The sequence below is a fragment of the Massilia sp. UYP34 genome, from assembly GCF_056279385.1.
In genome coordinates, this window is sequence record NZ_JBWBRF010000009.1 from 15,598 (window position 1) to 30,488 (window position 14,891).

12 protein-coding genes and 1 tRNA gene are annotated in these 14,891 nt (G+C 67.1%); all 13 read left to right on the forward strand.

All coding sequences use genetic code 11. From position 1 onward, the window contains the following. Positions 1–10 precede the first annotated feature (10 nt). Entirely contained in the window at positions 11–751 is a 741-nt protein-coding gene (locus tag ACZ9AQ_RS15090) for a response regulator (RefSeq protein WP_429204251.1), read from the forward strand. A gap of 117 nt (positions 752–868) precedes the next feature. Continuing rightward, the gene (locus ACZ9AQ_RS15095) at positions 869–2,497 is read left to right on the forward strand and encodes an AMP-binding protein (protein WP_429204252.1); all 1,629 of its coding nucleotides are present in this window, start codon (positions 869–871) and stop codon (positions 2,495–2,497) included. Positions 2,498–2,505: 8 nt separating this feature from the next. Further along, positions 2,506–3,033, forward strand: a complete 528-nt coding sequence (locus tag ACZ9AQ_RS15100) for a MarR family winged helix-turn-helix transcriptional regulator (protein WP_429204254.1) — start codon at positions 2,506–2,508, stop codon at positions 3,031–3,033. A 245-nt stretch (positions 3,034–3,278) separates the two neighbouring features. Further along, a tRNA-Arg gene (locus ACZ9AQ_RS15105) sits at positions 3,279–3,353 on the forward strand. Between the two features lie 125 nt (positions 3,354–3,478). Next, positions 3,479–5,407, forward strand: coding sequence for an ATP-binding cassette domain-containing protein (locus ACZ9AQ_RS15110; RefSeq protein ID WP_429204256.1), 1,929 nt, complete (start codon positions 3,479–3,481; stop codon positions 5,405–5,407). Between the two features lie 58 nt (positions 5,408–5,465). Further along, positions 5,466–6,191 carry a CAAX prenyl protease-related protein gene (locus ACZ9AQ_RS15115; protein ID WP_429204258.1) on the forward strand — a complete coding sequence of 242 codons (726 nt, stop codon included), beginning with the start codon at positions 5,466–5,468 and terminating at the stop codon, positions 6,189–6,191. Between the two features lie 36 nt (positions 6,192–6,227). After that, the gene (epsL, locus tag ACZ9AQ_RS15120) at positions 6,228–7,451 is read left to right on the forward strand and encodes an XrtB/PEP-CTERM-associated polysaccharide biosynthesis outer membrane protein EpsL (protein ID WP_429204259.1); all 1,224 of its coding nucleotides are present in this window, start codon (positions 6,228–6,230) and stop codon (positions 7,449–7,451) included. A gap of 18 nt (positions 7,452–7,469) precedes the next feature. Next, complete coding sequence (locus tag ACZ9AQ_RS15125; RefSeq protein WP_429204260.1) at positions 7,470–8,852, forward strand: undecaprenyl-phosphate glucose phosphotransferase; 1,383 nt, start codon at positions 7,470–7,472, stop codon at positions 8,850–8,852. 284 nt (positions 8,853–9,136) lie between these two features. Continuing rightward, positions 9,137–10,189, forward strand: a complete 1,053-nt coding sequence (fcl, locus tag ACZ9AQ_RS15130; RefSeq protein ID WP_429204262.1) for a GDP-L-fucose synthase — start codon at positions 9,137–9,139, stop codon at positions 10,187–10,189. 34 nt (positions 10,190–10,223) lie between these two features. Beyond that, on the forward strand, positions 10,224–11,333 hold the full coding sequence (locus tag ACZ9AQ_RS15135; RefSeq protein ID WP_429204264.1) for an EpsD family peptidyl-prolyl cis-trans isomerase: 1,110 nt from the start codon (positions 10,224–10,226) through the stop codon (positions 11,331–11,333). 141 nt (positions 11,334–11,474) lie between these two features. Continuing rightward, positions 11,475–12,263, forward strand: a complete 789-nt coding sequence (gene epsE / locus ACZ9AQ_RS15140; protein WP_429204266.1) for a polysaccharide export protein EpsE — start codon at positions 11,475–11,477, stop codon at positions 12,261–12,263. 283 nt (positions 12,264–12,546) lie between these two features. After that, a complete protein-coding gene (gene epsF, locus ACZ9AQ_RS15145; RefSeq protein WP_429204267.1) occupies positions 12,547–13,956 on the forward strand; it encodes a chain length determinant protein EpsF in 1,410 nt (469 codons plus the stop codon). Between the two features lie 64 nt (positions 13,957–14,020). After that, positions 14,021–14,890 (forward strand): chain length determinant protein tyrosine kinase EpsG, encoded by an 870-nt coding sequence (epsG, locus tag ACZ9AQ_RS15150; RefSeq protein WP_429204268.1) that lies wholly within the window; start codon positions 14,021–14,023, stop codon positions 14,888–14,890. The last annotated feature ends 1 nt before the right edge of the window (position 14,891 follow it).

Below are 14,891 nucleotides of genomic sequence, written 5' to 3' on the forward strand. Positions count from 1 at the left end.
CGGAGAGCGAATGAAGGTGCTGGTAGTGGACGACGACATCGTGGCGCGCATGATGCTGATGCATCTGGTCGACAGCTGCGGCAACCACGCGATCCTGGAAGCGGAGGACGGCGCCGACGCCTGGCGCCAGCTGCAAGCCGGCCTGCGGCCCGACATCGTGTTCTGCGACCTGCGCATGCCGCACCTGTCCGGCCTCGAGCTGCTGCAGCGGGTGCGCGCCGGCGCGGACACGGCCGCGCTGCCCTTCGTGCTGGTGTCGGCCGCGGCCGACGCCGCGACGCTGGACGAGGCGGCGGCGCTGGGCGCCAGCGGCTACATCGTCAAGCCGTTCCGCCACGAAGACGTGCGCGGGCAGTTCGAGCGCCTGTTTCCGGCGGCCGCCGGCGCCGGAGCTCGGGACGACGCGCCGGACGATGCGCCGGACGAAGAACCAGACGAAGCGCCGGACGAAGCGCCATTCGACGTGGCGCGCCGGCTCGGCATCGATCAGGCGCGCCTGCGCCTCTACCTGGACGGCCTGGCGCGCCAGCTGCAGGTGGCCATGCACGAGCCCCCGGCCGGCGACGAAGGATCGGCGGCGCGCCTGAACCGCCTGCACGAAGGCTGCAAGACGCTTGGCCTGTACGGCGCCGCCGCGGCGCTGGCCAGGGTGGCGGTCGCCGGTTCCCCGGCGCCGCAGGACGTGGCGGCGGCGCTGGCGACGGCCAGCGCGGCGGTCGCGCGCCAGGCCGGTCGCGCCGCCCATGGCTGAGCGCAAGAGGCGCTGGCAAATCCGCTTGCCGATGGTTTGCTTTAGATTTAAAGTATTCCCGGATTGTCGCCCGAGCGCTTTTTGCCGTCGCCTCGTCTTACCCATCCGGGACCATTCATGAACGACGCCACCATCGCAACGCTGTTCCCGTCCGGCCACTCGGACGGTTTCGCCCGCGCCAACCTGCCGCCGGCGCACGCCTGGCCCGACTTCCTGTTCGACCTGCCCGAACTGCATTACCCGCCGCGCCTGAACTGCGTCGCCGACCTGCTCGACGGCGCCGTCAAGCGCGGCTGGGGCGGGCGCACGGCGCTGATCGGCGCGCGCGAGCGGCTCACCTATGCCGCGCTGCTGGATCGGGTCGACCGCATCGCGCACGTGCTGCGCCACGACCTGGGCCTGGCCAGCGGCAACCGGGTGCTGGTGCGCGGCGCCAACTGCCCGATGATGGCGGCCTGCATCCTGGCCGTGATCAAGGCCGGCTGCATCGCGGTGCCCACCATGCCGCTGCTGCGCGCGCGCGAACTCGGCGCCATCGCCGACAAGGCGCGCGTGAACGCGGTGCTGTGCGCCGGCGCCCTGGTGGACGAGGTCGACGCGCTGGGCCTGGCCGTGCCGGTGCTGGTGTATGACGCCCCCGTGCCGGATGCCCTCGAAGAACGCATGGCGCGCCATGGCGAGCCGTTCGCCGCCGCCGACACGGCGCAGGACGACGTCTGCCTGATCGGCTTCACTTCCGGCACCACCGGCGTGCCGAAAGGAACCATGCACTTCCATCGCGACCTGCTGGCGATCTGCGACTGCTTCCCGCGCCACGTCCTGGGTTCGCAGGCCGACGACGTCTTCGTCGGCACGCCGCCGCTGGCCTTCACTTTCGGCCTGGGCGGCCTGCTGCTGTTCCCGTTGCGGGTGGGCGCCGCCGGGGTGCTGATCGAGCGCCTGAGTCCCGAAAGCCTGCTGGCGACGGTCGCCGAACACCGCGCCACCGTGTGCTTCACGGCGCCGACCTTCTATCGCCAGATGGCGGCGCAGGCTGGCCGTTTCGACTTGTCCAGCCTGCGCGCCAGCGTGTCGGCCGGCGAAGCGCTGCCGGTGGCCACGCGCGAGGCCTGGCGGGCGGCGACCGGGCTGGCCATGATCGACGGCATCGGCGCGACCGAGATGTTGCACATCTTTATCGCGAGCGCGGGCGACGACGTCCGGCCAGGGGCCACCGGCAAACCGGTGCCGGGCTACCAGGCCTGCATCCTCGACGCCCAGGGCAGGCAGCTGGGGCCGGGCGTGATCGGCCGGCTGGCGGTGAAGGGGCCGACCGGCTGCCGCTACCTGGCCGACGAGCGCCAGCGCCATTACGTGCAGGATGGCTGGAACCTGACCGGCGACGCCTACGAGATGGATGCGGACGGCTATTTTCATTACCGCTCGCGCCTTGACGACATGATCATCTCGGCCGGCTACAACATCGCCGGCGCCGAGGTCGAAGAAGCGCTGCTGCACCATCCGGCGGTGGCCGAATGCGCCGTGGTGGGACGCCGCGACCCCGAACGCGGGCAGGTCGTGGAAGCCCATGTCGTGTTACGAGGCAGTCACGTGGGAACCGAGGAACTGGCCCATGAGCTGCAAGAATTCGTGAAGGGCCAGATCGCGCCGTATAAATACCCGCGAGCAATTCTGTTTAAGGAACAACTGCCGCGCACCGAAACCGGTAAACTGCAGCGGTTTAAATTACGCACGGATGCGGTTTGAGGGTTGAGATGGATGACGACAGGCACGTACGGGCTGCCGACGCCGACAGGGGAGGGGCGTCCGACCTGGACCTGGAAAGCCGCCTGACGGACGCGCACCACCAGTCGCTGCGACTGTGGCTGCGCATGCTGTCGTGCACGACGCGGATCGAGAACGAGATCCGCAGCCGCCTGCGCACCACGTTCGGGATCACCTTGCCGCGCTTCGACCTGATGGCGCAGCTCGAGCGCCATCCGGAAGGCCTGCGCATGGGCGAGCTGTCCCGCCGCATGATGGTTACCGGGGGCAATATCACCGGGATCACCGACCAGCTGGAGCGCGAACAACTGGTGGTGCGGGTGCAGGATGCGCGCGACCGGCGCGCGTCGGCGGTCAAGCTGACCGCAGCGGGCAGGGAGACGTTCGCCGCGATGGCGGCGGTGCACGAGCGCTGGATCGAGGAGATGCTGGCGGATGTGTCGGGCGAGGACAAGGCCAGCATGATCGCCTTGTTGTCGACCATGAAGCGGCGGCTGCGAGTGGAGGACGGTGAATAAGAGCCTATCCCGGTAGGTGGGAGTCGCCCCTGCCGCGCCTGGCGGGCGTGCGCGGCGTTGATCGTCGCGCAGTGGCAAACCCGTGGCTCGCCATGCGGCCTCCTCGCGCCTTGCTCACGCCCGCCATGCATCAGCATGCGCTTCCCCCCACCTACCGGGATAGGCTCTATGTGCCGCCGGGCGCCTGACTGTTGCATTGCCGAACTGACAGACCATGGCAACCGCTGGTACAATGCGCCTCGCGTGTCGCCATCGTACAATGGATAGTACAAGCCCCTCCTAAGGGTTAGATGCAGGTTCGATTCCTGCTGGCGATACCATTCTCCCCTCCAGCAGTTTCCCCAGAATATGTGAGAATTGGCGTCGGGCGCGCGCCCAGTCGGTACAATGTGCGCCTTACTCAATCAACTCATGCTTTTGCCCGGCACCGGGCCTCAGACCGAACATGGCAGTCATCTCCCTCACTTCCGCGCAACTGGCCTTCGGCCACGTCCCGCTGCTCGACCACGCCGACTTTTCGCTCGAATCCGGCGAGCGCGTCGGTCTCATCGGCCGTAACGGCACCGGCAAATCCTCGCTCCTGAAGATCATCTCGGGCCGCTCGAAACTCGACGACGGCCTCCTGGTCATGCAGCAGGGCGTGAGCATCGCCTACGTGGAACAGGAACCGGTGTTCGACCCGCAGATGACCGTGTTCGACGTGGTCGCGCTCGGCATGGGCGACCAGCAGGCGATGCTGACCGAATATGAAGAACTGACCGGCAAGTTCGGCCAGGGCGACGACGATGCGCTGATGGAGCGCATGCATGTGCTGCAGACCAGGCTGGACGCCACCGACGGCTGGAACCTGGCGAACAAGGTCGAGACGACGCTGGGCCGCCTGAGCCTGGCGGGCGAAGCGAAGATGGGCACTTTGTCCGGCGGTATGCAAAAGCGGGTGGCGCTGGCCGTGGCCCTGGTGTCGGCGCCGGACGTGCTGCTGCTCGACGAACCGACCAACCACCTGGACTTTACCTCGATCAAGTGGCTGGAGAGCTTGCTGCGCGAGTTCCGCGGCTCGGTCCTGTTCATCACCCACGACCGCAGCTTCCTGGACAATGTCGCCACCCGCATCATCGAACTCGACCGCGGCAAGCTGCTCTCGTTCCCGGGCAACTTCTCGACGTACCAGGAACGCAAGCGCGAACTGCTGGCCAACGAGGAAGTCGAGAACGCCAAGTTCGATAAATTCCTGGCGCAAGAAGAAGTCTGGATCCGCAAGGGCGTGCAGGCGCGCCGCACCCGCGACGAAGGCCGCGTGCGCCGCCTGGAAGCGCTGCGCCTGCAGCGCACCGCGCGCCGCGACCAGCAGGGCCAGATCAAGCTCGACGTCGCCACCGGCGAGCGCTCGGGCAAGATCGTCGCCGACCTGGAAGGCGTGTCGAAGCGCTACGGCGACAAGGTCATCGTCGACGATTTCACCGGCACCATCATGCGCGGCGACAAGGTCGGCCTGATCGGACCGAACGGCGCCGGCAAGACGACCCTGCTCAAGATCATCCTGGGCGAGGAAGCGGCCGACAGCGGCGCCGTGCGCCTGGGCACCAAATTGAACGTGGCCTATTTCGACCAGATGCGCACCCAGCTCAACGAAGAGGCGAGCCTGGCCGAGACCATCGCGCCCGGCAGCGACTGGGTCGAGATCAATGGCCAGCGCAAGCATGTGATGACCTACCTGAACGACTTCCTGTTCTCGCCGGAGCGGGCGCGTTCGCCGGTCAAGTCGCTGTCGGGCGGCGAGCGCAACCGCCTGCTGCTGGCACGCCTGTTCGCCAAGCCGGCCAACTGCCTGGTGCTGGACGAACCGACCAACGACCTCGACATCGACACCCTCGAATTGCTGGAAGAATTGCTGGAGGAATACACCGGCACCGTCTTCCTCGTCAGTCACGACCGCACGTTCCTGGACAATGTCGTGACCCAGGTCATCGTGGCCGAGGGCGGCGGCAAGTGGCGCGAATTTGTCGGCGGCTATACCGACTGGGAGCGCGTCAAGGCGACGGCCCCGGCGCTGCAGGCGGCTGCGCCGGCATCTGCATCGAACGCGGCCAAGGCCGGCGCCGCCAGGGTGGAAGAAGCGCCGGCCCAGGGCGCGGGCAAGAAGGTCAAGCTGAGCTACAAGGAACAGCGCGAGCTCGAAGAACTGCCCCAGCTGATCGCTTCGCTCGAAGACGAGCAGTCCGCGATCACGCAGCAATTGAACGCGCCTGACTTCTACAAGACGAATCCGGCCGACGCCAAGCGCATCAATGCGCGGTTTGCCGAGATCGACGACCTGCTGCTCGACGCGCTCGACCGCTGGGAACGCATCGAGGCGCGCGCCAGAGGCGAGTGAGCAGACCCAAGCAGACGTCAACAGACCTTCAATGAGGCAATGACGGGACGCGGCATCGATGACCGAACACGATGATTCACCTGCCGTCCCGCCACCGGCCGCACGCGCGGCCGAAAAACCCTTCCTCGAGCGCGCCGCCTGGGTGCGGATCCTGCCTTTCGGCACCTATATTTTCTTCATCGTCCTGGGCGACGTGCTCGAGCGGATCGGTGTCGGCCGCGCCGAGCTGCGCTGGCTATATCCGGTCCAGGTCGGCGCCGTGCTCGCGCTCCTGGCCGTGTTCTGGCGCAGCTATGACGAGCTGCACCGCTTTGCGCTGGCGCCGAGGCAGGTGCTGGCCGCCGGCGCCGCGGGCATCGTGGTGCTGGTCTTGTGGGTCCATCTCGACGCCCCCTGGATGACGATCGGCAGCGCGCCCGGCTACGACCCGCGCACCCATGGCCAGATCGACTGGCTGCTGGTGACGATCCGCATCGCCGGCGCCGCCCTGGTCGTCCCCGTGATGGAAGAATTATTCTGGCGCTCTTTCTTGATGCGCTGGGTCGAGCGATCCGATTTCATGTCGCTTGATCCGGCGCGAATCGGCTTCAGGGCTTTCGTGATTCCATGCCTGTTGTTCGGATTCGAACACCATCTTTGGCTGGCCGGCGTCATGGCCGGCGTCGCCTATGGCTTGCTGTATATGCGGCACCGCAAGCTGTGGTCGCCGATACTGGCTCACGCTGTCACCAATGGATTGCTGGGAGTCTGGGTGGTGCATACCGGAGGCTGGCAGTTCTGGTAATTCCATCGGCGCAGCATCTACCGGGAAATGTAGAACATGCCTTTCAACCCTGTATCGCATCGGCTTCGGACCGTGGCGGCCCTGGCGACGGTGTTGTGTTCTTTCCCGGCAGTGTCCGCGCCGAACGATGGGCAACAAGAAGACGGCCTGCGGCTGCTAGGCGGCATCGGTTGGGCCTACGATGACAATCTGTTGCGGGTGGCCGACGACGAGCAACCGTTCGACGGCCGGCGCAGCGATTCCTACCGCACGCTCGATGCCGGCGTCGTGCTCGACAAGACCGTCAGCCGCCAGCGCATCACGGCCACCGCCAAGGTGTCGAAGGTCAAGTTCGACCACTTCGACCAGCTCGACTACGATGGACGCGACCTGCAGGCGAGCTGGCTGTGGCAGGCCGGCAAGCAGTTCGAGGGCCGTGTCGAAGCGCTGTACATCAAGACGCTGGCGCCGTACACCGACTTCGACAGCGACGAGCGCAACCTGCGCCGGCAGCGGCGCCAGTTGCTCGATGCCGGCTGGAAGCTGCACCCGAGCTGGAAGCTGCGCGTCGGCGCCGCGCGCGACAAGTACACCTACGAGCTGGTGGCCCAGCGCTACAACGACCGCACCGAAAAAGCCTATGAGGTCGAACTCCAGTACCGGCCGAAAAGCGGCAGCACGGTCGGCCTCGTCGCGCGTCGCCTGGAGGGCACCTATCCGTACCGGCGGCCTTACAACGACAGCGTCCTCACCGACGATTTCACCCAGGACGAACTCAAGGCCCGGGTCGAGTGGCTGGCGGGCGGATCGACCACGCTGCAGGCGCTGGTCGGCTATGCGCGGCGCGACCAGCCGTCGTACGGCGAAGGCAGCACCGGCGGCGTCAATGGCCGTGTCACCTGGCTGTATGAGCCGCGAGGCAAGATCAGCTACGGCGCGTCGCTGTGGCGCGAGTTCGCGCCGATCGAAAGCACGCGGGTCAGCACGACCCTGAACAAGGGGGCGAGCCTGCAAGCCACCTGGCGCGCGACCGACCGCATCAGGGTGGACGCCCGCGCCGCCTACGAAAAACGCGATTACACGGCGCGCTCTGCGTTTGCCGGCCTGGAAGACCTGAACGACGCGATCCGCAGCGCCACCGTGCGGGCGTCATGGCAGGTCCGCCGAAAGGTGCAAGTGATAGCCGGCTACGCCTACGAGTCGCGCACGGGCTCGCAGGCGCTCGGCACCGGCAAGTTCGACGCCAATATGGTGCAGCTGAGCGCCAATGTGCTGTTCTGATGATGGACGTGGCGGCGCATGACGGTCAACGACATTCCCATCATCTCTTTCTTCCAGCGTGTGCTCGATCCGCTGATCGTGATGGGCAGCCTGTACCTGGCGACCCTGGTCTTTGGCGAACCGTTCTCCGGCTATTGCCTGGTGCTGATGATCCTGGCCTTCCTGATCTCGTCGGCCGTCTACCAGCAAATCGATCCCTACCGCACCTGGCGCAGCGGCCGCATGCTGGCCTATGCGCGCGACACGGTGTTCGGCTGGTGCCTGACGCTCGCCGTGCTGTACTTCGTCGGCTCGGCCAGCGGCATGAAGGTCTACTACGACGAGCGGGTGTTGCTGGCCTGGGCGGTGGCGACGCCGTTGACGATCCTGGCCAGCCACATCGCGGTGCGCTTTGCCACCACGGGCCGCAGGCATGCCGGGGAACTGCGCTCGATCGTGGTGGTCGGCGCCAACGCTGCCGGCATCAGGTTCGCCGGCGTATGCGAGCGCCATCCGAACCTGTTCATGCAGGTGCAGGGCTTTTTCGACGACCGTACCGACGGGCGCAAGCCGCCTGGCCTGCGCTATCCGATGCTGGGCAAGATGGCCGACGTCGCCGCCTACGTGCGGCGCAAGAACATCAAGATGATCTTCATCAGCCAGCCGGTCTCGGCCCAGCCGCGCATTCGCCAGCTGGTCGACGAATTGAAGGACACCACCGCCTCGGTGTATTTCTTGCCCGACGTATACGTGTTCGACCTGATGCAGGCGCGTTTCGATACCGTGGGCGGCATGCCGGTGATCGCGATCAGCGAAACGCCGTTCATGGGCTTCAACAGCGTGCTCAAGCGCGGCACCGACGTCGTGGTCAGCGTGCTGGCCCTGCTGCTGCTGGGACCGCTGATGCTGCTGATCGCGCTCGCCGTGAAGCTCGACTCGCCCGGACCCGTGCTGTTCAAGCAGCGCCGCTACGGCCTGTATGGCGAAGAGATCCATATCTATAAATTCCGCTCCATGACGGTGCTGGATGACGGGCCGACCATCGTCCAGGCCAGGCCCGGCGATTGCCGCATCACACGGCTCGGCCACTTCCTGCGCCGCACTTCTCTCGACGAATTGCCTCAATTTATCAATGCACTGCAAGGACGCATGAGCGTGGTCGGACCGCGTCCGCATGCGGTCGCGCACAACGAGGAATACCGCAAGCTCATCAAGGGTTACATGCTGCGCCACAAGGTCAAGCCGGGCATTACCGGCTGGGCCCAGGTGAACGGTTTGCGCGGCGAGACGGCCACCCTCGACAAGATGGAGGCGCGGATCCAGTACGACCTCGATTACTTGCGCAACTGGTCGCTGTGGCTCGATCTGTGGATCATCCTCAAGACCGTCAAGGTCGTTCTCACGCGCCAGAACGCGCATTAGCCGCGCATCGCGCGCCAATCCCTGTGCGAGAAAAGTGAACCGTTGGGCTTCGCGCGCATCGAATGGCAGGGTGGCGGCGATTCCAACGGCGCTTTCGAGCCAATTAATTTTGGCCTGGAAACGGATGAGCGCCAATCGACGAGCTCTTTGATCTGGACGACTGCCGACGAGCTTGCGCAGCCATCCGGGCTGGGTAGAATCGTTAATCAGAATGCAAGAACAATGGCCGATGTCGCCGCTGCGATCGGGGCGGCGAGGCATCGACATTGATCACGGGAGGCCATGTGCACGACAAGCCACGCATCTACGTTGCCGGTCACCGCGGCCTCGTCGGCTCGGCCATCGTGCGTGCGCTGCGCGCCGCCGGCAAGTCCGAGATCGTCACCCGCAGCCACGCCGAACTCGAGCTGACCGATCAGGCGCGGGTACGCGAATTCTTCCACAGCGAAGGCATCGACCAGGTCTACCTGGCCGCGGCCAGGGTCGGCGGCATCCACGCCAATAACACCTATCCGGCCGAGTTCATCTACGACAACCTGATGGTGCAGGCAAATGTCGTGCACGAGGCCTGGCGCGCGGGCGTGCGCAAGCTGCTGTTCCTGGGGTCGTCCTGCATCTATCCGCGCATGGCGGCGCAGCCGATCCGCGAGGAATACCTGATGAACGGCATGCTCGAGCCGACCAACGAACCGTACGCCATGGCCAAGATCGCCGGCATCAAGCTGTGCGAGAGCTACAACCGCCAGTACGGCACCGACTATCGCAGCGTGATGCCCACCAATCTGTACGGTCCCGGCGACAATTACCACCCCGAGAACAGCCACGTCATTCCCGCCCTGCTGCGCCGCTTCCATGAGGCCAGGATGAGCGCCGCCCCCGAGGTCGTGATCTGGGGCAGCGGCAAGCCGATGCGCGAATTCCTCTACGTCGACGACATGGCGAGCGCCAGCATCCATGTGATGGAGCTGGCGCCCGAGGCGTATGCGGCCGCTACCGATCCCATGCATTCGCACATCAATGTCGGCACCGGCCACGACGTGACCATCGCCGAGCTGGCGCGCCTGGTGGGCCAGACCGTGGGCTACCGGGGCGCCATCGTCTTCGACGCCAGCAAGCCCGACGGCACGCCGCGCAAGTTGCTCGACGTCTCCAAGCTGGCGGCGCTGGGCTGGCGCGCCAGTACGCCGCTGGCCGAGGGCCTGCAGCGCGCCTATCTCGGGTATCTCGATCACCTCGCCGGCGGCGCCGGTATCGACGCACGATGTGAACTGCACAACAGAGCAGATGGCGCAAGCGGTCCAGAATGGCAGATTTCCCCCCGGACGGCGCATGCCTGAGGGGCAATCCTGTCCAACCACGCCGGAGAACACCATGCAGAGCCCGTACCAGAACGCCACCGACTTGCCGCTTTCCTCCGCACCGAGGCTCACCCCGCTGCGGGCCGCGTGCGCGGCCCTGGTCCTGGCCGGCGTTGCGCTGGCGGGCTGCAACCGGGACCAGCCGGCGACCGAGGCCAGGCCCGGCCAGGCGCTGGCCAGCGTGAATGGCGAAGAGATCACGCTACTGCAGCTCAATGAAGAAATGCAGCTTGCCGGCGTCCCGGCCGCCCAGCAGCAAACCGCCAGCAAGCAGTTGCTGCAAGCCCTGATCGACCGCGAACTGCTCGAAAGCGTCGCGACCAAGGAAAAGATCGACCGCGATCCCAAGGTGATGCAGGCGATCGAGCGCGCGCGCTCCCTGATCCTCGCCCAGGCCTATATGCAGAAACGGGTGGGCGACGCCGGGCGGCCCACCGAGGCCGAGATCGAGGACTACTTCAACAAGCATCCCCAGTTCTTTGCCAATCGCCGCCAGTTGGCGATGAACCAGCTCGTGATGCCGGCGTCCGCCGTGACGCCCGCGCTGCGCGCCGTCGCCGACAAGGCCCGGTCGCTCGAGGAAGTGGCGGCCTATCTCGACACCAGGCAGGTCGCCTACGGCCGCGCCCAGGTCACCCGCAGCACCGCCGACCTCAAGCCCGAGCTGGCCGCGAAGCTGCTGTCGATGCCGAAGGGCCAGCTGTTCCTGGTGCAGGAAGGGCAGCGCGCGCTCCTGACCGCGGTCGACGAAGTGCGCGACGCGCCGGTGTCGCTGGCGATCGCCGCGCCGCAGATCGCGCAATACCTCGCCAACCGCAAGAACAAGGAACTGGCCGAGGCCGAGATCCAGCGCCTGCGCGCCACCGCGAAGATCGACTACCTGAACAAGGACCTGGCGCCCGACGCCGCCGCGCCCGGTGCGCTGCCGGCCGCGGCGCCGGCCGCGCTGGCGGGGCTGCCGGGCGCGGCGCCGGATACCGGACCGGGAGCGGAGCCGGCCGTGGGTGACGGCAACGGCGACAGCGACATCGGGCCGACGTCCGGCGCCGTGGACGAGAACGCGCGCGCCGACAAGGCGGCGCTCGATCGCGGCGTGGCCGGCCTCGGGAACCTGTCCCGCTAGGTAGGGGGAAGCGCATGGCGACATGCGCGTAGGCGACATGCGCGTAGGCGACATGCGCGCCTGGAGCGACTCCCACCTGCCGGGATCGGTTTCAAGCAGGGCTTTCGAAAGATTTCCCAACGACGTGCCTGGAGACTGACGATGAAACGCTGGATCAAGTGGATAACGGGGGTTGCCTTCATGCTGGGCATGAGCGTGGCCGGTGCGACCGAGGTACTCCTGGGCGCCGGCGACGTGGTCAGGCTGTCCGTGTATGGCAGTCCCGACCTGTCGATCGAGACCCGCGTCAGCGAGAGCGGCCACATCACGTTCCCGCTGCTGGGCCAGGTGGCTGTCGGCGGCCTGTCGGTGGCCGCCGCCGAAAAGAAGATCGCCGGCCAGCTCGAGAAGGGCGGCTACATCAAGCGGGCCCAGGTGAACATGCTGGTGACCACGCTGGCCAGCCAGCAGGTGTCGGTGTTGGGCCAGGTGAACCGGCCGGGCCGTTATCCGGTCGAAGGCAGGCGCAAGGTGCTCGACATGCTGGCGCTGGCCGGCGGCATCCACGGCGATGGCGGCGACATGATCAGCCTGGTGCGCACGCGCGACGGCAAGACGACGCGCGAGACCATCGACGTGGTCGACATGGTGCGCAAGGGCGAGCTCGACAAGGACTACGAGGTCGCCGGCGGCGACATCATCTTCGTGGAACGGGCGCCGCGCGCCTACGTTACCGGCGAAGTCAGCCGTCCGGGCCCGTTCCGCCTGGAGCGTGGCATGACGGTCCAGCAGGCGATCTCGGCTGGTGGCGGCCTGAGCCCGCGCGGCAGCGACAACGGCATCAAGGTTACGCGCCGCGACGCCAGCGGCAAACCGGTCACGCTGGACGTCGAGGCCAGCGATACGGTCCAGATCGATGACGTGATCGTGGTGCGCGAAAGCTGGTTTTAGGATGGACGGCGCGTGATTCGGTCCACTGGAGCGCATCGCTCCACGCGGTGATGGTTGGCCCCATGGGTTGGCCCCATGATCATCCGGCGCGTCACCGGCGCCGCATGCCGGGGTGGACGGCCTGTGATTCGGTCCTGGACCGAATCGCCTCATGCGGTGATGGCTGGCAGCTCGATCATCCGGCGCGAAAGCGCAGCCGTGACGATCGACGGTGGACGGCAAAGCCGTCCACCCTACGGGATGCTGGCGGGATGTGATTCCGGACCCCATGCAGAGGTGAGACATGAGCGTGTATCAATTTCTGTTGATCTTGCTAGCTCGTAAGAAAATCATCCTGGGTACGCTCCTGTGCACGGTGCTGCTTGCCCTCGGCTGGAGCATGGTGCAGCAAAAAACCTATGCAGCCACGGCATCGGTGTTGCTCAACTACAAGGGCGTCGATCCGCTCACCGGCCTGACGATGCCAGGGCAATTGATGCCAGGGTATATGGCGACCCAGATGGACATCATCGGCAGCAAGAACGTGGCGCTGCGCGTCGTCGACACGCTGCGGCTGGCGTCCAGCCCGGCAGCCCTCCGGCAATTCCAGGAAGCCAGCGAGGGCAGGGGGACGGTGCGCGACTGGCTGGCCGACCTGCTGCTCCAGAAGCTCGAGATCATGCCGTCGCGCGAGTCGAGCGTGGTCGAGATCAGCTTCAGCGGCGCCGACCCCGTGTTCGCGGCCGCGGTCGCGAACGCTTTCGCCGAGGAGTACCGGCGGGTCGGCGTGCAGCTCAAGACCGAGCCGGCCAAGAACGCCTCGCTGTACTTCAACGAGCAGACCAGGCAGTTGCGCGACAACCTCGAGGCGGCCCAGGCGCGCCTGTCGAAGTACCAGCAAGAAAAAGGCATCGTCAGCCTCGACAACAACCGGGTCGATGTCGAGCTGTCGCGCCTGAATGACCTGGCAGCCCAGCTGGTCGTGGCCCAGGCCGCGGCCATGGAAGCGGGCTCGCGTGAAAGGGCCGCCGGCGCCGCCGTCGATTCGCCCGACGTCGCCGACAATGCCCTGATCCAGAACCTGCGCATGAACCTGGCCAGCGCCGAGGCCAAGCTGGCCGAGGCCGGCGCACGCTTCGGGCGCAACCACCCGCAATACCAGGCCGCGGCCGCCGAAGCCGGCAAGCTGCGCGCCGAGCTCGGTAGCGCGCTGGGCAGCGTCACCCGCAGCGTCGGCGCCAATGCCGAAGTCTACCGCCAGCGCGAAGCCCAGCTGCGCAGCGAGCTGGCGGCGCAGAAGGCGCGCGTGCTGGAGCTGAACCGCACCCGCGACGAGCTCGGTCCCTTGCTGAAAGACCTCGAAGGCGCGCAGCGCGCCTTCGATTCGGCCAGCCAGCGCCATGCACAGACGCGGATCGAGGCCCAGTCCGAGCAATCCGATGTCTCGGTGCTCAACCCGGCCGTGCCACCGACGACGCCGAGCGGTCCGCGCATCCTGCTCAATACGCTGGCTGGCATCGTGCTCGGCGCCGTGCTCGGCGTCGGCGTGGCGCTGCTGCTGGAATTGCTGGCGCGCCCGGTGCGTTCCAGCAACGACCTGCACGACCTGCTGGGCATTCCGGTCCTGGGCGCCATCGCCTGGCAACCGCCGCCGGCGCGGGCCGGCCCCATTCGCAGGCTGATGGCGCCGGTGCGCCAGCCGCGCCTGAACTGAGCTGAACTGAGCTGAACTGAACTGAACTGAACTGAGCTGAGCTGAACCGAGCCGAGGACGCGCCATGAACTCATCCGTGCTATCCGCCCTGCACAGCGGCCCCGGCCGCGACGCCAGCATGGGAACGCTGCTGGTCGATGCGGGCAAACTCAGCGTCGATGACGCCGAGCGCGTGCTGCGTGTCCACGAAGACCTGGGCATCCGCTTCGGTGAAGCGGCGCTGCGCCTCGGCCTGGTGAGCGAGGACGACATCCAGCAGGCGCTGGCCCGCCAGTTCGCCTATCCCTATGTGCAGAAAGGGCAGGCCGGGCTGTCGCCCAGGCTGGTCGCCGCGTATGAGCCGTTCGCGGCCCAGGCCGAGGCCTTGCGCGCGATCCGCAGCCAGCTGATCCTGCGCTGGTTCGCGCGCGGGCGGCGCGCGCTGGCGATCGCCAGCGCCGATCCGGACGACGGCGCCAGCCTGTTCGCGGCCAATCTGGCGCTCGTGTTTTCCCAGCTCGGCGAGCAGACCCTGCTGGTGGACGCCAACCTGCGCGCGCCGCGCCAGCATGAGCTGTTCGGGCTCAGGCCGCGCCAGGGCCTGTCCGACCTGCTGGCGGGGCGGGCCGACCTGGACGCCATACTGCGCGTGCCGTCCTTCGCCGACCTGTCGCTGTTGCCGGCCGGGACCTTGCCGCCGAATCCGCAAGAACTGCTGGCGCGGCCCGGCTTTCGCAGCCTGTCGGCGCAGCTGGAAAGCCGCCACGACGTCGTGCTGGTCGATTTGCCGCCCTTGAGCGCCGGCGCCGACGCCCTGGCGGTGGCGGGCCGCGCCGGCGGCGTGCTGCTGGTGGCCCGCAAGCACCGCACCCGCATCGCCGACGTGGCGCGCATGGCCGAGCAGATGGCCGAGGCCGGCGCCGAAGTGGTCGGCTCGGTGGTGATGGAGTTCTAGC